The sequence below is a fragment of the Parafrankia colletiae genome, assembly GCF_001854655.1.
Lineage (GTDB): Bacteria > Actinomycetota > Actinomycetes > Frankiales > Frankiaceae > Parafrankia > Parafrankia colletiae.
This window is the reverse complement of record NZ_MBLM01000139.1, coordinates 29,311-49,748: the sequence shown is the minus strand read 5'-3', so window position 1 is coordinate 49,748 and position 20,438 is coordinate 29,311. Positions and strand designations below refer to the sequence as shown.

The window sequence follows — 20,438 nt, the reverse complement described above, 5'->3', positions numbered from 1 at the left end:
GCGGTACGGTCTACGGCCATCGTCACCGAACACGGTGACGGCACTCGACGCGAGCCGGTGACGGTTGCGCTGGGCGGAGGAGGAGCCGAGCACGGTGCGGGTCCGCATTGCACGCCCGACGCGGGAAGAAGAAGGTCATGTCGCRGGTCGCTGACCTGTCCACGCTCCCCCCGTCGCCGCCGCCGGGCCAGGGCGGTCCGTCCCCTGCGCAGCGTCCGCGCACGTCGCGGTCCGGCGCGCGCCACGTCGATCACCGCAGCCGCGCGCAGACCCGGGTCCGCTGGGAGCTGCTGCGCAACCTGGTCCGCAAGGACCTGAAGGTCAAGTACAAGGGCTCCACGCTGGGTTTCGCCTGGTCGCTGGCGAATCCGCTGCTCCTTCTGGTCGTCTACACCTTCGTCTTCCAGGTCGTGCTGGACACGGGGATTCCCCGGTTCGGCATCTATCTGATGTCCGGCCTGCTGGTGTGGAACGCCTTCTCGGGCAGTGTCTCCGCCGCGTGCGGTGCGGTGGTGGCCAACGCCAACCTGGTGAAGAAGGTACGTTTCCCGCTGCTCGTACTCCCACTGTCCGCGGTCGGTTTCTCCGCCGTGCACTTCCTGCTCCAGCTGCTGGTGCTGTTCGTGGTCATCCTGGGGCTGGGCTACAGCCTGTTCGGGCCCGAGCTGCTGCTGCTGGTGCCGGCGGGGGCGGTGGCGCTGCTGTTCACCGTCGCACTGTCGGTGCTGCTGGCCGCGCTCAACGTCCGCTACCGCGACACCCAGCATCTGCTCGACGTCGCACTGGTGGCCTGGTTCTGGATCAACCCGATGGTCTACGCGTACGGGCTGATCCAGAACCAGCTGAACGACTGGACCTGGGTGTACCTGCTGAACCCGATGGCGGTGGTCGTGGTCACCTTCCAGCGGGCGATCTACGACCCGCCACCGGGGAACACCACCGGCTCGGCGTCGGTCATCGCCGACACCGGGTACGTCTTCTACCTCGAACACCTGGCGATCGCCGGGCTAATCTCGCTGGCCCTGCTGTGGCTGGGGCTGCGGGTGTTCCGCCGCTTCCAGGCCGACTTCGCCGAGGATCTCTAGTGTCGTCACCGCCACTCGCCCCGCCCGCGCAGCCGGCGCAGCCCGACGGGCCCGGCCGGGCCGCCGCGCAGGTTTCGCCGCCGGGCTCCCCGACCGTGATCCGTGCGTCCGGCGTGGGCAAGAAGTTCGTCGCGTACCACAAGCGCGCGACCAGCCTGAAGGAACGGTTCGTCCGCCGGGAGGCCGCCAACGGGGACGACTTCTGGGCGCTGCGCGACATCGACGTCCAGATCGGCCGCGGGCAGACGGTGGGCCTGGCCGGGGCCAACGGCTCCGGCAAGTCGACGCTGCTCAAGGTGCTCGCCGGCATCCTGCGCCCCACCCACGGCGAGGTGGCGGTCAACGGGCGGATCGCCTCGCTGCTGGAGCTCGGCGCCGGGTTCAACGGTGAGCTTTCCGGTCGCGACAACGTCTACCTGAACGCCTCGCTGCTCGGCCTGTCCAAGCGCGAGATCGACCGGCTCTTCGACTCGATCGTCGACTTCTCCGAGCTGCGCCACAAGATCGACGACGAGGTGAAGCACTACTCGTCCGGCCAGTACGTACGGCTCGGCTTCGCCGTCGCGGTGCACGTCGACCCGGACATCCTGCTCGTCGACGAGGTGCTCGCGGTCGGTGACGAGGCGTTCCAGCGCAAGTGCCTCGACAAGATCGCGCAGTTCCGGTCGGAGGGGCGGACGATCCTGTTCGTCACCCACTCCCTCGACCTGATCGAGAGCATGTGCGACCGGATCCTCGTGCTGGAGTCCGGCAACATGATCTTCGACGGCCAGCCCGCCGTCGGTACAAAACTGCTGCGCCAGCGGCTGGGGAGCCTGCCCGTCGAGGGCGTGGCCGTGCCCTACGACCTGGCGCCGGTGAAACCGACGGCGGTGACGTTCAGCCACAGTCCGGGCAGCCCGGCGCAGGTGCAGTACGACCCGGGCGAGCAGCTCACCGTCAGCGTCGAGCTGGACCTCACTGACCACGCCCCTCCGCACGTCTACCTGCACGTGGAGATCATGGGTCAGGGCGAGATCCCGATCTGGATGATGGAGACCCCGGCCGGTGGGATCAGCCCCGGCCCGGGGCTCTCCGTGGTGGACTTCGTCGTCCCCCGGCTGCCGGAGCTGCTCGGGGCGTTCGCGGTCAACGTCCGGGTGTCGGACGCGTCCACCGGTCAGCCGGTGACGGCACGGCGGTTCGAGGACCTGTTCGGTGTGAGCGGCCTGCAGGGCGCCGGGCTGCTCCGGGTCGACTACGAGGCGAGGCTGCGCCGGTGACGGCCGGCCGAGGGCGGATGGTTCGATGAGCGTCGGTCCGAACAGCGGTTCCCACCCCGGTCTCAACGGGCACGGCCCGCGGCCGCTGGGGACGGAGGCCGTGACAGCAGCGGGAGCGGCGAAGGCGGCGGGGGAAACCTCGCCGGCCGCGGCGGCCGCGGCGGCAGAGCCCGCACCGGCCACGGCCGCGGCCACCGAGGCGACACAGGTCGCGGCGCAGATCACGTCCCGGACCGGGCTGGAGGCCGCCGGCAGCGAGCCGCTCGCCACCGTCGTCATCGTGAACTGGAACGGGGCGCACCTGCTCCCGCCGTGCCTGGACGCGCTCGCCAAGCAGGACGCACCGTTCCCGTTCGAGACCCAGGTGGTCGACAACGCCTCCGCCGACGGCTCCCGGGAACTGCTCGCCCGCCGGTACCCGTGGGTCACGGTCGTCCCGTCGGACCGCAACCTCGGCTTCGCCGGCGGGAACAACCTCGCTCTGCGGGGCGTCACCACACCGTTCGCGGTGCTGCTGAACAATGACGCGATCCCCGAGCCGGACTGGTTGGCGCGACTGCTCGCCCCGTTCGGCGCGGCCGGCGGCAACCGCCTCGGCGCGGTCACCGGCAAGGTCGTGTTCCTCCCCCGCTTCCTGCGTCTCACCTTCTCGGCGCCGACGTTCTCCCCAGGCCCGCACGACCCCCGCGAACTGGGCGTGCGGATCAGCTCGGTGACGGTGGACGGGCGCGAGGTGTTGCGCGAGGTGCTCTGGGAGAAGCTCACCTTCGGCGCGGAGGGCCCACCGAAAGCCCCGTTCTTCTGGACCCGCGGCGAGGGCGAGCTGTGCGTCCCGGTACCCGAGGGCGGTCCGGTCACGATCGGTATCACCTGGGCGGCGGACACCGCCAAGCAGGTCACCCTCGGCTGGGAGCCGGACCCGGAGCCGGGCACCGAGGCCGGAGCCGGAGCGGCGGGGCCGTCGCGCACCCTGCCGGTGGGCGCCGAGCCGAGCACCGTCACGTTCACCGTTGACGCCGGTGCGCCGCGGGTGGACGTCATCAACAACGTCGGCGGCATCGTGCTGACCGACGGGTACGGCGCCGACCGTGGCTACCAGCAGATCGACACCGGCCAGTTCGACAACGCCGAGGAGGTCTTCACCGCCTGCGGCAACGGCATGGCGATGCGGACCGAGCTCGGCCATGATCTCGGCTGGTTCGACGACGACTTCTTCCTCTACTACGAGGACACCGACCTCTCCTGGCGTATCCGGTCGCGCGGCTACCAGATCCGCTACGTGCCGGACGCGGTGCTGCGCCACGTCCATTCGGCGTCGAGTGTCGAGTGGTCCCCCCTGTTCGTGTTCCACACCGACCGCAACCGGCTGCTGATGCTGACCAAGGACGCGACCGCCCGCACCGCACTGCGGGCCGTGGCGCAGTACCCGCTGACGACGGCGTCGATCGCGGTCCGCACCGTGCGCCAGGCGTGGCGCGCGCGGAGCCGCCCGGCGGTACGGCCGACGGTGCTGCGGGTCCGCGTGTTCTCCTCCTACCTGCGGCTGCTGCCCGCGATGCTGCGCCGCCGCCGCGAGATCGGCGCCGCGGCGACCGAGCGCCGGGTCAGCCTGCAGAGCTGGCTGGTCGAGCGATGAGCACCCCCGTCGACCCGGCCGGCGGCCCGGCTGTGCCCGATGGCCTGCGGGCCGCCGTCTACAACCGCTTCTGGCACTCGATGGGCGGCGGCGAGCGCCACAACGGCATGATCGCCCAGGTGCTGGCCGCCGACGGCCTGGACGTCGACATCATCGGGCATTCCGACGTCGACCTCGCCGCGCTCGGCAGCCACCTCGGGCTGGACCTCTCCGGCTGCCGCTACCGGCGGCTGCCGGACCGCGGCGAGGAGGCGGTGGCGGCCCTGTCGGACGCCTACCACCTGTTCGTCAACGGCTCGTACATGAGCCGCCTCGCCCCGCGCTCGCCGCGTTCGGCCTACCTGTGCTTCTTCCCGACCCCGTTCGACCACGACATGGCGCCCTGGCGCAAGGCCGCGGTGCGCACCGCCGGCCCGCTGCTGCGTGGCGCGACCCCCGCCGTCAGCTTCGGCCAGGGCTGGTACCCGCCCGAGGGTGGCCGCCGCCGGCAGTGGACCTGGACGAACGGCGCCGGGATCCTCGCCGTCAACCCCGGCGGCGGGCGGACCCTGCGGGCGGACATCGGACGTCCCGGCGCGCCTGAGGGCGTGCGCCTGCAGGTCCTCGACGCGGACGGGACGGTGCTCGCGAAGCTGACGATCAGCCAGGAGTTCACCCCGTTCGAGGTTGCCCTGCCGTCCTCGAGCCGTGGGACCGAGCTGACCCTGGTCAGCGACGCCTTCTCGCCGGGTGAGGCGGACGTCCGCGAGCTGGGGGTGGCGGTGAGCCGCCCCCGGGTCGCCGACGCCGACGAGGGCCCGCTGGAGCGGATGGCGCTGCGCTTCCCGTGGCTGCTGCGTGACCCGGCGGACCTCGGCTACCTCGACGGCTACGACACCGTGATGGCGAACTCGCAGTACACCCGGGGCTGGATCCAGCGGCTGTGGAAGCGTGACTCCGACGTTCTGTTCCCGCCGATCCAGGTCGAGCGACTCACGCCGGCGACGGAGCGGGAGAAGGCCGTCATCACCGTCGGGCGCTTCTTCGCCCCGGGGCTCGGCCACGCCAAGCGGCAGCTGGAGATGGTCCAGTGGTTCGGCGAGCTGTACCGCTCCGGCGGGCTGCCCGGGTGGCGGATGTACGTCGTCGGCGGCTGTGAGGACTCGCAGAAGCCCTATGTCGAGCAGGTCCGTGCCGCCGGGGCGGGGCTGCCCGTCGAGGTGCTGCCGAACGCGCCGCGGGCCGAGGTCGAGCGGCTGCTGTCCACCAGCTCGGTGTTCTGGTCGGCCACCGGCTACGGCGAGGACGACCGGCGGAAGCCCTGGACGGCGGAGCACTTCGGGATGACGACCGTCGAGGCGATGGCCGGCGGCTGCGTGCCGGTGGTCATCGACCGCGCTGGCCAGCGCGAGATCGTCCGGCACGGGCGGGACGGGTACCGCTGGGAGGGCCCCGAGCAGGTCGCCTCGTTCACCCGCCGGCTCGCCGCCGAGGACGGGCTGCGTTCCCGCCTGGCCGCCGCCGCCGTCGAGCGGGCGCAGCAGTTCTCGGACGCCGCCTTCGCCGAGCGCTGGCACGACATCGTCGAGCGCCGCCGGCTGTACTCCTGATCGGCCGCTGACGTGCGCGTCGTTCTGGACGGCACCCCGCTGCTCGGGCAGCGCACCGGTGTCGGGCGCTACACCGCCGCCCTGCTCGCCGGCCTGGCCGCGCTCGGCGACCCGAAGCTCGACCTGGCCGCCACCGCCTTCACCTGGCGCGGTGGCGGCGGGCTGGCGCAGGCGCTGCCACCCGGGGTGGAACCCGCGGTCCGCCGGGTCCCCGCCCGCCTGCTGCAGGATGCCTGGACCCGCTCCGAGCACCCGCCGACCGAGTGGTTCACCGGCCCGGCGGACATCGTGCACGGGACGAACTTCGTGCTGGGCCCGCTGGCGTCCGCCCGCGGGGTGGTGACGGTGCACGACCTGTCCTACCTGCGCACTCCGGACACGGTCTCGGCGGCGTCGGCCCGCTACGCGACGCTGGTGCCGCGTGGGCTGCGCCGCGCCGCCGCGGTGCTGACCCCGAGCCAGGCGGTGGCGGACGAGGTCATCGCCGCCTACCGCCTCGACCCCGCCCTGGTGACCCCGACCCCGCTCGGCGTGGACGCCGCCTGGTTCGACACCGCCCCGCCGGCCCGCGGCTGGCTCGCCGCCCGCGGGCTGCCCGAGCGGTACCTCCTGTTCGTCGGCTCCGCGGAGCCGCGCAAGAACCTGCCGGTGCTGCTGGAAGCCCTGCGCCGGCTGCGGGCCGACGACCCGGACACCCCGCCGCTGGCGCTGGTCGGCCCGCCCGGCTGGGGCCCGGCACTCGACACCGCCGGCCTGCCTGCGGGCGCCGTCGTGACCCTCGGCTATCTCGACGAGGCGGAGCTGCGGACGATCGTCGCCGGAGCGGCGGCGCTGTGCTTCCCTTCCCGCTACGAGGGCTTCGGGCTACCGCCCCTGGAGGCGCTCGCTGCCGGGACGAGGGTCATCGCCGCCGACATCCCGGCCGTGCGCGAGGTAGTCGGCAGTGCCCCCGGCGTCCGCCTGGTCACCCCCGGACGGGCCGACGCCTTCGCCGACGACCTCGCCGGCGCCCTCGCCACCACCCTCGCCGAACCGGCCGGGGTCAGCGCGACCGCCCAGGGCCGCGACCACGCCCGCACCTTCACCTGGCACCGCACCGCCGAACTCACCGCCGCGATCTATCGCCGCATCGCCGTCTGAGCCCTCCCGCGCACACCGGCGGACGGTTGCGGCAGGCGGCTTGCGGCAGGCAGTGCGCGGTGCGCGGGCGCAATCTGACGGGCCGTCCGCGTCCGGCGGGGGCGACAGAAGCCCTGGTCCGCGGCCTGACGTTCCTCTGAGCCTCCGGTACCGGAGGCTGAACCCCGCCTCGGCCAACCAGCACCGCCGCGTCGGCACCACCGACGTCCCGCAGCTCGGCCACCGCTGCCCGGGCACCTGGCCGGGCCGGCCACCCGGCGTCCAGCTGCTCGTCCTGCCCTTGGCAGAGAGCTGTTTCTGACGCCGCGGTCATGTCGACCAAGAACGGCGGCCGCCCAGTCGTGGAAGGCCGGCGACCTCCCTGGAAGGATCCACACCCGTCTGTGATCCCGGCGCTGGCCACGCTGGGTTTCCAGGCCAACAAAACCCGAGGACCTTCGACTGGCCGGCACGGACAGCTCCCGCACCAATACGGGCTACCTTCTCGTCTCCGAAGCACGCCCGGACGCCAGCGCCGGTTCGGCGGTGCATGATCGACAGGCGGACACACTCTAGTGGATCTTCATCTGGGCGGTAAGGTCGCGCTCGTCACCGGGGGTTCCCGCGGCATCGGACGGGCGATCGCGTCCCGCCTGGCGGCCGAGGGCGCCCGGATCGGGATCTGCGGACGCGACTCCGAAGCCCTCACCCAGGCCACGGCGGACCTCCACCTGGCCGACTCCGACGTCTTCAGCCTGAAGACCGACGTGACCAGACCTGGCGACGTCGAGCGTTTCGTCGATGCGGCTGCCGAGTACTTCGGGGGCGTCGACCTGCTGGTCGCGAACGTTGGCGGCACCGTCGGAGGGGATCTTCTCGACTCCACCCCGCAGGACTGGGCACAGACGTTCGAGCTCAACGCCGGCCACGCCGTCCGGGCGATCCGCACCGCCGTCCCGCACCTGAAGAGGAACGGCGGCGGGTCGGTGGTCATCGTCTCGTCGATCACGGGCTCGAAGCCGTCACCGCGGGCGCAGTACGGGGCGGCCAAGGCCGCGGAGATCTACCTGGCGGCGGCCTTCGCCCGGGAACTGGCACCGTTCAACGTGCGGGTCAACGCGGTGAGCCCCGGGTCGATCCTTTTCCCCGGCGGCGGCTGGGAGAACTACGCCCGTCAGCACCCGGAGGACTTCGAGACGTTCGTCCAGCGGGACCTCCCCGCGCACCGACTGGGCACCGCCGAGGAAGTCGCCGACGTGGTGACCTTTCTGCTGTCGGATCGGGCCAGCTGGGTCAACGGAGCCGACATCGCCGTCGACGGCGCTCAGGGCCGCCCGAGCGCCCGCGGCTACTGACCGAGATCCCAGTCCTGCAGGCCGCTGTAAGGGATGAGTCGACCGGTCAGGCCCTCCGGCCGGCCCACGATCCGGGGRATCAGCCGGCGTCGGCTGAACCGCCAGCCCTCCGGCAGGCGTACCAGGTCGTCCTCGTAGACGCCGAGGAACTGGATCGGCCGGCCATCCGAACGCCGCCGGGCCCACTCGGTGACCGGGAAGCGGGCGCGGGCCGCGTCGCCGTCGACGTGTACCAGCCCGAGGTGCACAGTCTGGAACACGAACTCGAGATCGGCTGTCGTTGCCCGGACCAGGGCGGCGATGGCCACCGGCCCGACGGCGTCCTGGGTCGTGGGAGAGGCGAGCACCCCGTCGGGGGCGTAGACCTGCGTCGCCTCCTCTAACGCACCGCGGGAGACCGCCTCCGCATACGAGGCGGCCAGGTGCTGGATGGCAACGACGTCGGCGGCCTGGGTGGGCGTCGGGGTGGGTAGGAGCACACGCCAGATTCTCGTCCGTCCGGATTGCCCGTACCCGTCCGGCGGCTCTCAGGCTGACAGTGCAGTGCTGGTGGTGCGTCCTGCGCTGGACGGACGCCCGACTCAGCCGCCTGTTCGGCGTGTCCTGGCCGGACCATTAACAATCACACAGCCGAGTGGCCCTCTCGGTCCGATTCAGTTCCGAACTGACCGCCGCCGTCTACCGCCGCGCCGCCGGCTGAGGCCGGGGCCGGGGCCGGGGCCGGGCGCCACTGGCACGGCGGGACCGTGCAGGCGGCGAGATTCCACAGGGACAGCCCGAGCAGGAAGATGCCGAGCACGCCCAGAGTGATCACGATGGCCAGGATCAGTGGTGTGCGGCCCGTCCCGACCGCGGTCACCTCGAGCGCCCCGCGCAGCTGGGCGAACGGGCCGAGTCCGTCCAGGCGCGGATCACGCCGGACGAGCTCCCGGCCGAGCATGATCACGATGTTGCCGCCGAGGGCCAGGACCACCAGCAGCGTCGGGATGCCGCGGCGGGCCAGCGGGAGCGCCGAGCAGCCGGCGGCCACGGCCAGGGCGAGGACGGGCAGGGCCGGCAGCAGGTAGCGTGTGAACGTCGCGCCGCCGGCGGCGACGTACCCGACCAGCGTCGCCAGGGCCAGCGCGGCCTGCGCAGCCACCACGAGCCAGCAGAAGACGTCCACCGCCCAGTCGCGCCGGCCCGACACCCGGCGGGCCCGCACGGCCAGCAGGGCACGGGCGGCCGCGGCGAGCAGGCCCAGCACCGTGAGCAGCCCGACGCCGATCACGATCCGGTGCGGCACGCCGTGCTGAAGACTGAGTCGGCCGAAAAGGCCCTGGTAGATCGTCCACCAGAAATCCCGGGCCGTGAGCACCTCCCACACCGACCGGTGGCCGTAGCCGGTGGGGAACATCGACGCGACGCGTTCGCTGCCCGCCGGGTCGCCGTACAGCCGGTTGTTGCGCGCGTAGAACCAGCCGGCCGCGGCGACCGTGAGCAGCCCGGTGGCCGCGCTCGCGCCGAAGCCCGCAAGCAGCGGCCGGCGCCAGGCCGGACCAGCCGCGGGACCGGACCGGCTCCCGAGTACCGCGGCGATGCCGACCGCGGGCACGAGCACCGCCGCGGCCAGTGCACCGCTGGCGCGGCTGAGCGCCACGGCGGGGACGAGCAGGACTACCGGGAGCAGTCTGCGGACGGACAGGCCTCGGCGCGCGAGCGCGAGCGCGGCCGCGGTCGCCGCGGTGATCAGCGCGACCGCGAACGCGTCGTTGTAGACCTGGGACGTGACCGCGATCAGGATCGGCGCCACCGCGATGACGGCGGCCGCCCCGACCGCGAGGTCCGGGCGGCCGGGCAGCAGGATCCGCACCAGACCGGCGGTGGCCACCACGGCCGCGATCCCGACCGCGAGGTTCAGCACCCGGGCCGCGTAGAAGCCGGCCACCGGATGGTCCAGCGCCCGACCTGCGCCCAGTGGCAACGCCTCCAGCAGGTAGAACAGCGGCGGGTGGTTCGCCGTGTACATCAGGTCGAAGGTGGTCAGCAGGGCACCCGACCGCTGTGCGCACGCCGGGAGCACCGAGACGTCCCGCCGGCCGATGGCGGCGCGGGCGTCCGCGGGCGCTACCCGGCAGTCCGGCGGCAGGCCGGGCATCCCCGGAACAGTGGAGCGGACGAGTGTGTCCAGTTCGGGCAGCCGGCCTTCGGTGAGCTCCAGCGCGTAGGCGGTGTGCTGGGCCTCGTCCGCCGCGGCGAAGGGCTTCGTCGCGAACGCGCCGGTCAGCCCGAGCGCGCCGAGCAGCAGGCCCGCGGCGACGACGCCGAGCGCCAGCCAGCGCCCGGACGCCGTCGGACCAGGCCGTTGGTGTCCGGGGGCCGCCGTCGGGCCGGGCCGCTCAGGCGGGGCTGGGGACATCCGCCGCGGCCAGTGCGGCGAAGTCGTCCTGGGCATGGCCGGCACGTTCGGCGGCGGCGGCGAGGCCCAGCGTCGCCTCCGCGATCGGCAGCCGGCCCGGGACGGACGCCGTCGCGAGCCGGACGTCCTTCGCGATACCGGTGACGGTGAACGCGGCCGGGGAGTAGTCGCCCGACTCCAGCATGGCCCGCTTGTAGGTGACGAGGAACCCGAGCGGCCCGGCGGCGAGCTCGGTCAGCAGCAGCCCGCGGTCGACACCGAGTTCGGTGCCGTAGCGGAGCACCTCGGCGACGGCGGCCATGCCTTCGGCGAGGCCGAGATTGAAGACGGTTTTGAGCGCACTCGCGGCGCCGACGGGGCCCACATGGTCGATACGCTCGGTATCGCCGAAGGTCTCGAGGAGGCTGCGGGCCGCGGCCAGATCGGCGTCGGTGCCGCCGACCAGCACTCGCAGCGTCCCGGCTTCGGCTGGGCCCACGGTGCCGATCACCGGGGCGTCCAGGTAGCGCAGCCCGGCGGCGGCGGCCGTCCGTCCCAGTTCACGGGCGGGTTCGGGGCCGACCGTGGTGCAGTTGACCAGCAGCAGGCCCGGGGCCGCGGCCGGGATGACCGCGGCGAGCACGTCGGCGGCCGACTGCGGGTCGAACAGCATCAGCACGGCGGCGTCGGCCCCGCGGACGGCGGCGGCGGGATCCGCGGCCTCGGTCGCGCCGGCGGCCGTCAGCTCCCCGGCGCGGCCCGGGGTGCGGTTCCAGACGACCAGGTCATGCCCGGCGGTCAGGATGTGGCGGGCCATCCGGCCGCCCATGCGTCCCAGGCCGAGAAACGCGACCCTCATCTGGTTCCCCCATCCGTCGTCGCAGCCGCCTTCCCGCGAAGCACGGCGTCGTCCTGATGCGCCTGTTCTACCCGCGGCGTCGCCAGCGGCCGAGGCGAGCCCGGCGGCGAGCCGATGTCTGCAGGCAGCGTGCCCCGCACCGCCGGCCGCGGCCGGGACGACGCTGGAAGCACCCGGAAGAGGCCGAGTCCGCCGAGCACCGCGGCCGGGCCGAGCAGGCCGGTGACGGAACCCAGGTAGCGGTAGTCGAAAGCCGAGGTCAAGGAGGCCAGGAGCAGGGTCGACAGGCCCGCGCCGGCCGTGAGCCAGAACAGGCGGCCGGGGCCGGGACGCCCGCGCCGCCAGCCCACGGCGCCGGCTGCCAGCCCACCGAGGAGCCCCAGGCCGACCAGCGGCATCGCCGCGTAGGACAGCCCGGAGTAGCTCGCGAGCGGGCCGGCGAGGTGGTCGTTCAGGTCCCGGACGGTGAAGTAGCCGTCGGTGGCGTGGGGCTGGCCGTCAGGCAGTCGGTTGCTGCTGCTCTGTGGCAGTTCCCAGGTGTCGGCGCGGCTGGTGAGCACCGTCTCGTAACGGACGGGCCAGAAGTACCCGCCGAGGTAGCGGGCGGTGCTGGTGACCATCGTCCACGGCTGGGTGCGGATCATCTCGCCCGCGAACTCGCCCGCCAGCTCCTCCCGGCCCGGCGGGACGAGGTCGTTGCCCTGCCGCAGCAGCGAGTCGTCGGGCCACAGGTAGGTCACCGGGGAACCGCGCTCGCCGACCGGCCGGGGATCGCACAGCGACCGCAGATCCTCGTCGTCGGGGAGCCGGGCGCAGTCGGCGAACGGTGCGACCCGCCCGTAGAGGAAGAACCCCGAATGGGCGGAGACGGTGAACCCCTTGCCCTGGCTGGCGCTCCAGGCCGAGTAGGCGACCACCGGCACGGCCGCCGCCAGGACGAACGCGGCCACCGGAGCGCCTCCGGCCATCAGCCGGAGACCGGCCTCCCTCCAGGTGCCGGCGCCGGCACCTGCCCCGCGGCTGCCGGTGCCGGCAGGAAGGCGGCGAGAACGACCGGTGCGGCCAGCGTGGGGGGAGCGGTCGGTGCGGGCGGTGCGGGCGCGCAGGGCGAGGACGATCGCGCCCAGCGCGCCCAGCGCGATCGGGCCGTAGCCGACCGTCCGGACGGTGACGCTGGCGCCGAGGAGGAGCCCACCGAGAGCCCACCGCCATCCGGCCGGAGACCCCGGCCAGGCCAGTGCCAGGACGCCGCCCAGAACCAGCGTCCCGAACAGGCTGTCGGCAAGGACGAACTGGCCGAGGTCGAGCACCCAGGGCGCCAGCAGCGCCGGCGCCGCCACCAGCGCCGCCGGCCAGCCACCCCGCCCCCGGGCCAGGGTCAGGGCCGCCGGGTCATACCGGTCGAACAGCCGCCGCACCGCGGCATACAGGGCGACGCCGGCCAGCAGCGTCAGCATGTGCTGGACGACGACCAGCCGGGTCAGGTGATCGGGCGCGCCGATGACCCGCAGGAACATCGGATAGCCCGACGGGCGCCAGTCACCGGCCCACAGCCGCCGGCCCGCCTGGTCCAGGTAGGCGGGTGAGTCACCGTGGTAGAGCAGCGCGGGCCGGTAGGCCGCGATGACGACCACCCGGGCGGCGACGGCCAGTACCAGCACCGCGACGAACGCGGCGTGCCGGCGCAGCAGCCGCCCGACGGTCCCGCGGCCGCGGTCCGCGGATGAGCTGGCCATTACCCGTCAGTCTCCCAGCCCCGCCGCGACCGCCGCGATCCAGCCCCCGGGGGTTCCCGGCCCACGCCGTGCGTCCTGCGGCCAGCGGCTCGGCGGGGTCAGGCGTGGGCTTCTGCGCCCGCGGAGGGCTCGGGGCCCAGCGCGTCGGCGTCCAGTTTGGTGAACAGCCCGCCGGACCACTCGAGACGCCGCCCGGCCGGCACCGGCTGGCGGGCCCAGACGTCCAGGTCGATGCCGAGAACCTCGGCGACCCGCGCCGAGCTGAACGGCAGGAACGGTGCCAGCGCGGTCGTGATGCCGGAGATCGCCTGGACCGAGACCGCGAGGCTGTGCGCCGCCGCGTCCTTGTCGACCTTGACGGTCTTCCAGGGCTCCTCGCGGTAGAGGTAGGCGTTGACCTCGGCGGAGATCTCCATCGCCGCGCGCAGCGCCGCCCGCAGCTCGACCCGGCCGAGCAGCTCGGCGACCCGCACCAGCCCGGCGTCGACGGAGGCGAGCAGCTCGGCGTGCACGCCGTCGAGTTCGCCGGTGGCCGGCAGCTCACCGCCGAAGAACTTGTTGATCTGCGCCATCACGCGGTTGACCAGGTTGCCCCAGTTCGCGATCAGTTCGTCGTTCACCCGGCGGACGATGTCGGCGTCCGAGATCTCGGTGTCGTTCTGCTCGGGCAGCACCGAGGCGAGGGCGAAACGCAGCGCGTCCGGCTGCAGGAGGTCGAGGTACTCGCGCACGCCGCGGCCGATCCCGGYCGACTTGGACGCCTTGGCTCCCCCGAAGGTGACGTACTGGTTCGCCGGGACGTCCGTCGGCAGGTTCAGCCCGCCGTAGCCGAGCAGCATCGCCGGCCAGATGACGGTGTGGAAGGGAATGTTGTCCTTGCCGACGAAGTAGTACGCCAACGCCTGCGGATCTTCCCACCAGGCACGCCACGCCTGCGGGTCGTCCGTGCCGGCCGCCCACTCCTTGCTCGCCGACAGGTAGCCGATGACCGCCTCGAACCAGACGTACAGCCGCTTGCCCGGGCCGAGCTCGTCGGTCGGCAGCGGGACGCCCCAGTCCAGGTCACGGGTGATCGCACGGTCGTGCAGGCCGTCCTTGACGAACTGCACCGACCAGTTCAGGACGTGCCGGCGCCAGCCCTGACGGGTCTGCAGCCAGTCGAGCAGCTGGTCGGAGAGGCCGGAAAGACGCAGGAAGAAGTGCGTCGTCTCCCGCATCTGCGGCACCGCGCCGGTGACCTTGCTGCGCGGGTCGATCAGCAGCTCCGGGTCGAGCGTGCGCCCGCAGTTCTCGCACTGGTCACCGCGCGCCTGCGGGTAGGAGCAGTGCGGACAGGTGCCGACGACGTACCGGTCCGGCAGGAAGCGGCCCGCGTCAGGGTCGAAGAACTGCGAGGTCTCCTTCGGGTAGATGTACCCGGCCGCCTGCAGGCGGGTGAACACGTCCTGCGCGGTGGCCTCGTGGTTCTTCGTGCGGGTGGTCGTGAAGAGGTCGAAGCTGATCCCCAGCCCGGACCAGATCCGCAGGAACTCCGGGTGGTACCGGTCGACGATCTCCTGCGGGGTGACGCCCTCCTCGTCCGCCCGCACGGTGATCGGTGTGCCGTGCGCGTCGGACCCCGAGACCATCAGCACCCGGTTGCCCGCCATGCGCTGGTAGCGGGCGAAGATGTCCGCAGGCAGGTAGGCACCGGCGATATGCCCGAGGTGCGGCTGCCCGTTGGCGTACGGCCACGCGACGGCGACAAGGACGGGACGGCCCTCGGGCCGCGCCGCCGTGCCAGGGGTCTGAGTGCTCACCACATCAACCTACCCGCCGTATGACAGTCGAGATCCACAGGCGCGGGACGGCGGTCGCGAGCCCCGGCCCGGACCCTCGGCCCACCGGAACCCGCAGCTCAGCACATCCAGCTCAGCCGGGCAGCTCAGCCGGGCAGCTCCGGGCCGAAGTCGGCGACCGCGGCGGCGAACGCCTCGTCCCAGGAGCGCAGCGGGCGCAGGCCGGCGTCCTGCCACGACCGGGCGGAGAGCACCGAGTAGGCCGGGCGCTGGGCCGGGCGCGGGAACTCCGCCGTGGTGGTCGGCGCCACCTTGGCCGGATCCTCGCCGATCGCGGCGACGATCGCGCGGGCGAAGCCGAACCAGGTCGTCTCGCCGCCGCCTGTGCAGTGGTAGATCCCCGGGGCGGGGCGCGCCGTCACCAGGTCGAGCAGGCCGGCGGCCAGGTCGGCCGACCAGGTCGGGCTGCCGTGCTGGTCGGCAACGACGCTGAGCTCGTCACGCTCCCGGGCCAGTCGCGCGATCGTCTTCACGAAGTTGTTGCCCGACCGCCCGTAGACCCAGGCCGTGCGCACCACGTACGACGCCGGGCACAGGGCCAGCACGGCCTCCTCGCCGGCGAGTTTCGTGCGCCCGTAGGCGGAGACGGGGCCCGGCGGGTCGTTCGTCTCGTACGGCTTCGAGGCGGTGCCGTCGAAGACGTAGTCGGTGGAGAGGTGGACGAGGGCCGCGCCGGCCTCGGCGCACGCCGCCGCCAGGTGCGCCGGGCCGGTGGCGTTCACGGCATAGGCACCGGTCTCGTCCGCCTCGGCGCCGTCGACGTCCGTCCACGCGGCGGTGTTGATGACGACGAGCCCGCCCTGCACCTTGGCCGGCCGGGCCTGGTCGGCGATGACCGCGCGTACCCGGGCCGCGTCGGAGAGATCGAGGTCGGAGCGGGTCAGCCCGGCCCAGGCGAGCACGCGCGTGTCGCGCGTGCGCTCGGTGCGTGACTCCGCGTCGAGGAGACGACACAGATCATGACCAAGCTGTCCACCGGCACCAGTGACGAGGATGCGCACCCCGCGAGTCTGGCAGACGTGGACGAACGACTGGTGACGCCCCGTCAGCGGCGTCGCCGGGGCCGCACCCGCCGGGCCGGACCGGCATCGATCGACGCGAGGGGCGTGAGACTACCCTGCTCCCTGATGACGCCCGAGACGCCCACGACGGACAAACCCGAACCGCGCGGGGAAGAGCCGCTGGCGGCGGACGCCGCGGACCATCCGGCGGGCACCGGTGCGACCACCGGGACGGGCACCGCTTCCACCGCCGGAACCGGCACGGAAGCGGGAACCGGATCGGGTGGTGGGGTAGCCGGCCGGCGCCCCGCCGTCCCCGCGCTGGTCCTCCTCATCACAGCCCTGCATGTGGCACTTCTGGTGACCTATGCGTTCGTCTACCCGACCTGGACGGGCTACGACGAGGCACAGCACGTCGACATGGTCTACGGCCTGCAGCACGGCGCCGGGTGGCCCGCGCCCGGCGAGAAGATGATCGCAACCGGGGTCGCGGCGACGTCCGACGACTTCGACCGGGGCCGGTACCAGGACATGTTCCAGTCCGGAGGCAAGCGCCGCGGGTCGCCGTCCTTCGCCGAGATCGCGCCCACCCCGCGCGGCGAGCGCCGGTCCTTCGACGAACTCGGGGGGGCGACGCCGGTCGACGACGGGCGGCTGTCGAACCAGATGATCCAGCACCCGCCGCTCGTCTACGCCGTCGGCGCGGGCCTGCTGGAGATCCTGCCCGGTTCCGCCGGCTGGGCCTACGACCAGCAGGTCCTCGCGCTGCGGCTGCTGAACATCCTGATCGTCGCCCCACTGCCGCTGCTCGCCTGGGCGGCCGCGCGCCGGTTCGGCCTGCCCGGGCCGCTCGCCACGGCGGCGGCGGCGCTGCCGCTGGCGGTACCCGGCTTCACCCGGGTCGGCGCGACCTTCAACAACGACGGCATCCTCATTCTTGCGACCGGGGCGCTCACCGTCATGCTGGCCGGGGTCGTGCGAGGCGACCTGCGCCGGCGGACTGCTGCCTGGGCCGGGCTCTGGTTCGGCGTGGCGATGCTGTCCAAGGCGTTCGCGTTCGCGCTGCCCGTGACGATCGCCGCGGCCTACCTCGTCGGCTGGCTCCGCCTCCGGCGGCGCGTCCAGGCCACGGACGACGGGAGCCCGGCGCGCGTTCCCTCGCCGCACCGCCTGCCTGTTCTGCGCCGCCTGCCTGTTCTGCGTGATCTTCCCGTCCTGCCCGCGACCATCGCGGTCGGGCTGGGGCTGGTGATCGGCGGCTGGTGGTGGGTGCGCAACTTCGTGCTCTACGACGCCCTCCAGCCCAACGGCTGGGCGACGAACCCGCCGCGCCGCGAGGCGCTGTTGCTTCCCGACTCGTTCCTCACCTGGTTCGGGTACTTCTTCCGGACAATGATCAGCCGGTTCTGGGGCGGTCTCGGGATGTTCGAGCCACCGCAGCTCTCCCCGGTGGCGATCGTCGCCGCCACCGTGGCCGTGGTCGGTCTGTGCGTGACCGCGGTCGTCGCGGCCGCTCGGCGCGGTCAGCCGGCAGCGGGCGAACCCGGACGGATCGCGCGCCTGGGCGCACCGCTCGTACTCCTCGCCCCGGTGGCCTTCGCGTATCTCATGGTCGGCCAGCGGAGCTGGGCCGAGTACGAGCGTTACACCCGGGGCATCGCGGTCCAGGGCCGCTACCTGTACCTGGGCCTGGTCGGGCTGGCGGTGGTCACCGCCGCCGGGCTCGGGCGCATGCTCGGCGGCCGGGCCCGCCTGGCACCGTTGACCGTTCTCGCAGGCGCGGCGCTCATGCAGGGGCTCGCGCTGCTCGCGGTGTGCAGCTACTACTGGCTTCCGCGCGGCGTCGCCTTCACCCCCGCCCAGGTGCCGGACATCGTCTCCGCGGCCGCCCGCTGGGCACCCCTGCCCTTCGGTGTCACCGTGACCGTGTTCGTCCTGACCGCACTGGGCTGGATCGCCGCCCTCACGCTCGCCGCACGCGCAGCCGCGGGCGGCGGCCGGGCCGACGGAGCCGAGGCAGGCCCGGCTGCCGAGGATCCGGCCGCGCACCTCGCCAGGCAGGAGACGCCGGCGCGTTCCTGAGCGCCTCGTCCGGAACCGCCTCACCCCGAGCGCCTCACGCCGAACGCCTCGCTCTGCCTGGCTCGTTCTGCGGCGTTCGGCCCCGCCGTGCCGGCCGCGCGCCGCAAAGACTCCGACCCCGAATCGCATGTGGCGTGACCCTGCGGGTACTTTCTGTAATCGAAGGCTGGGTGTCCACCGCCCGGAACGCGGAACCGCGACGACGCGCCGCGTGCCGGGCCCCGCCCCAGCCGGACATCAACGGGCACGCCGAATACCCGGCATTCACCACCGAGGGGGACGCGGTGACCGGCGCTGGACCGCGCGCCTCGACCGGGCCCAGGCCTGGCCCCGAGTCGTCTCGCCTCGGCCTTGCCGCCGCGGCGGGCGGCCGGCGCCGGCCGCGCTCCCGGTCGCGGGCACGTTCGCACGAACCGGCCTCGCCGGATCCGACCCGTACGGGGGACGTCAGCCAGGCCACTGCCAGCGGAAGCCAGGCTGCCGCTTCCGGTGGCAGGGACCAGGACCTTCGCGGTCGCCCGGCCGGCGACAGGGCGAGAGCGGTGACCGGCCGCGGCAGGCCCCGCGACGGCGCCGGCACGGATGCCGGCTCCAGCGGGAGCGGGGATGGCGGTTCCGGCAGGGGTGGCGGTTCCGGCAGGGGTGGCGGTTCCGGCAGGGGTGGCGGTTCCGGCAGGGGTGGCGGTTCCGGCAGGGGTGGCGGTTCCGGCAGGGGTGGCGGTTCCGGCAGGGGTGGCGGTGCCGCCCGTGCCGCGGGCACCCGTGCCGGCGGAACCAGGCCCGGCCGCGGCGCACTCGCGGGTACCGGGACCGGTCTGGCGCCGCGGCGCCGTCGGCTGCCGGGCCCACCGTCCCGCCGCCGTGGGTTCGCCGCCCGGCTCGTCGCCACGATCTGCGCCGTCATGTCCTGCCTGATCTTCGCCTTCGCCGTCGGCGGGTTCGCGCTCTACGAGCACTTCGACCGCCAGATCAACCGGCTGCGGCTGACCCTGGACGGTGAGCGCCCCGCCAACCCGATCGAGGGGACGACGAACTTCCTGCTGGTCGGCTCGGACAGCCGGGCCGGCACAGGCGGCGAGTTCCAGCGCGGCGGGGAGGTTGCCGGTCAGCGCTCGGACACCACGATCCTCGCCCACCTGGACGCGAACGGGACAACGACCCTGGTCTCGTTCCCCCGCGACACCCTCGTCCACATCCCGGGCCACGGCCGGGACAAGCTGACCCAGGCGATCTCCATCGGCGGGCCGTCCCTGCTCATCCGGACGATCGAGAACCTGACCGACATCCGCGTCGACCACTACGTCTCCGTCGACCTCGCCGGATTCCGCGACATGACCGACGCCATCGGCGGGGTGACCGTCTGCGTCAAGGCGCTGCCGAACGGCTCGCGGAGCAACCTGCGCGACGAGTGGTCGCAGTGGCGGGGCCGGGTCGGCGAGAACCATCTCAGCGGCGACCAGGCCCTCGCCTTCGTCCGCCAGCGTCACGGGCTGCCCGACAACGACTTCGACCGCATCCGCCGCCAGCAGCAGTTCATCGGGGCGGTGTTCCGCAAGGCCACCAGCGACGGGGTGCTGACGAACCCGGCCCGGCTGGAGAACCTCATCAGCGCGACGACGAAATCGCTGACCATCGACGACGGCACGGACATCGACGACATCCGGCTGCTCGCGAAGCGGATGAGCGCGATGAGCACCGACCAGATCCGGTTCGTCACGATTCCGGTGCACGCGCCGACGCCCGCCGAGGGCGGGAACTCCCTCGGCGAGCTGCCGCGGTTCGGCTCGGTGCAGCTGTACGACCCAGCGCAGCTGGACACCTTCCTCACCCCCCTGCGCGGAGGCGCACCCGCCCGGCCCGCACCGGCGGACCCGGTAGCCATGCCGCCGCGGGACGTCGCGATCGATGTCTTCAACGCCGCGCAGGTCGGCGGTCTGGCCAGCACGGCCAGCGACGATCTGGCCCGACTGGGCTTCCGCGTCGGCGCGCCGCGCGACTGGCCGGACGGCACCAGCCCGGCCACCGAGGTCCGCTACGGCCCCGGGAAGGAGGCCGCGGCCCGCGCGGTCGCCGCCGTGGTGCCGGGCTCCCGCCTGGTACGCGACGGCCGCCTGACCGATCGTGTGTCGCTGGTGCTCGGGACGTCCTTCAGGCAGGTGAAGGCCGCCACGGGCGCCCAGGGCCAGGGCGGCGCGGCGGGCATCGTGCGGCCCCAGGGCGGCGGCGCGGGAGGTGACCGCCCGGGCTCCGCGCCGAGTGTCGCCCCCCGGTCGACAGCGCCCGTCACCGCGACGCAGCTGACCACCGGCTGCACGTACTGAGCCGATCGCGACACCAGCCCTGGTCCGGGCGGGCCAGGAACGCCGGCCCGGACCAGGGCGACGCCCGTTGGTGCCAGCTGTGGGGTCGGATCGGACTGGTCCGGACAACCACACGGTGGTCCTCGACGTCGAACTGTCCTGATGGCGTGGAACGCTCTGGATCAGTCGCACCTGCCAG

Annotated in this window: 14 protein-coding genes; 8 read left to right on the top strand and 6 right to left on the bottom strand. The window is 73.3% G+C overall.

Annotation, left to right across the window (positions count from 1 at the left end):
- Nucleotides 1-137: 137 nt before the first annotated feature.
- From CC117_RS24125 to CC117_RS24100, 6 genes are all read left to right on the top strand, one after another.
- A complete protein-coding gene (locus CC117_RS24125; RefSeq protein WP_071087980.1) occupies nt 138-1,085 on the top strand; it encodes an ABC transporter permease in 948 nt (315 codons plus the stop codon).
- A complete protein-coding gene (locus CC117_RS24120) occupies nt 1,085-2,347 on the top strand; it encodes an ABC transporter ATP-binding protein (RefSeq protein ID WP_071087928.1) in 1,263 nt (420 codons plus the stop codon). The genes CC117_RS24125 and CC117_RS24120 overlap by 1 nt, the downstream gene beginning before the upstream one ends.
- Before the next feature lie 25 nt (nt 2,348-2,372).
- A complete protein-coding gene (locus CC117_RS24115; protein WP_241830370.1) occupies nt 2,373-3,983 on the top strand; it encodes a glycosyltransferase family 2 protein in 1,611 nt (536 codons plus the stop codon).
- Entirely contained in the window at nt 3,980-5,572 is a 1,593-nt protein-coding gene (locus tag CC117_RS24110; RefSeq protein ID WP_071087926.1) for a glycosyltransferase, read from the top strand. The genes CC117_RS24115 and CC117_RS24110 overlap by 4 nt, the downstream gene beginning before the upstream one ends.
- Nucleotides 5,573-5,584: 12 nt before the next feature.
- Complete coding sequence (locus CC117_RS24105) at nt 5,585-6,712, top strand: glycosyltransferase family 4 protein (protein ID WP_071087924.1); 1,128 nt, start codon at nt 5,585-5,587, stop codon at nt 6,710-6,712.
- Between the two features lie 554 nt (nt 6,713-7,266).
- On the top strand, nt 7,267-8,046 hold the full coding sequence (locus CC117_RS24100; RefSeq protein ID WP_071087922.1) for an SDR family NAD(P)-dependent oxidoreductase: 780 nt from the start codon (nt 7,267-7,269) through the stop codon (nt 8,044-8,046).
- On the opposite strand, the gene CC117_RS24095 is transcribed toward CC117_RS24100, so the two are convergent.
- From CC117_RS24095 to rfbD, 6 genes are all read right to left on the bottom strand, one after another.
- On the bottom strand, nt 8,040-8,525 hold the full coding sequence (locus tag CC117_RS24095) for a nuclear transport factor 2 family protein (protein WP_071087920.1): 486 nt from the start codon (nt 8,523-8,525) through the stop codon (nt 8,040-8,042). The genes CC117_RS24100 and CC117_RS24095 overlap by 7 nt on opposite strands.
- Before the next feature lie 143 nt (nt 8,526-8,668).
- Complete coding sequence (locus CC117_RS24090; protein WP_198541964.1) at nt 8,669-10,480, bottom strand: hypothetical protein; 1,812 nt, start codon at nt 10,478-10,480, stop codon at nt 8,669-8,671.
- Nucleotides 10,425-11,282 carry an NAD(P)-dependent oxidoreductase gene (locus CC117_RS24085; RefSeq protein ID WP_071087919.1) on the bottom strand — a complete coding sequence of 286 codons (858 nt, stop codon included), beginning with the start codon at nt 11,280-11,282 and terminating at the stop codon, nt 10,425-10,427. The genes CC117_RS24090 and CC117_RS24085 overlap by 56 nt, the downstream gene beginning before the upstream one ends.
- Complete coding sequence (locus tag CC117_RS24080; protein WP_071087917.1) at nt 11,279-13,018, bottom strand: hypothetical protein; 1,740 nt, start codon at nt 13,016-13,018, stop codon at nt 11,279-11,281. The genes CC117_RS24085 and CC117_RS24080 overlap by 4 nt, the downstream gene beginning before the upstream one ends.
- Before the next feature lie 98 nt (nt 13,019-13,116).
- Nucleotides 13,117-14,817, bottom strand: a complete 1,701-nt coding sequence (gene metG, locus CC117_RS24075) for a methionine--tRNA ligase (protein ID WP_071087974.1) — start codon at nt 14,815-14,817, stop codon at nt 13,117-13,119.
- A gap of 125 nt (nt 14,818-14,942) precedes the next feature.
- Nucleotides 14,943-15,812, bottom strand: a complete 870-nt coding sequence (gene rfbD, locus CC117_RS24070; protein ID WP_241830374.1) for a dTDP-4-dehydrorhamnose reductase — start codon at nt 15,810-15,812, stop codon at nt 14,943-14,945.
- Nucleotides 15,813-15,983: 171 nt separating this feature from the next.
- On the opposite strand from rfbD, the gene CC117_RS24065 reads away from it, so the two are divergent.
- Both CC117_RS24065 and CC117_RS24060 read left to right on the top strand, forming a co-directional pair.
- Entirely contained in the window at nt 15,984-17,939 is a 1,956-nt protein-coding gene (locus CC117_RS24065; protein ID WP_407673578.1) for a glycosyltransferase family 39 protein, read from the top strand.
- A gap of 902 nt (nt 17,940-18,841) precedes the next feature.
- A complete protein-coding gene (locus CC117_RS24060) occupies nt 18,842-20,260 on the top strand; it encodes an LCP family protein (protein ID WP_071087913.1) in 1,419 nt (472 codons plus the stop codon).
- Nucleotides 20,261-20,438: the final 178 nt, after the last annotated feature.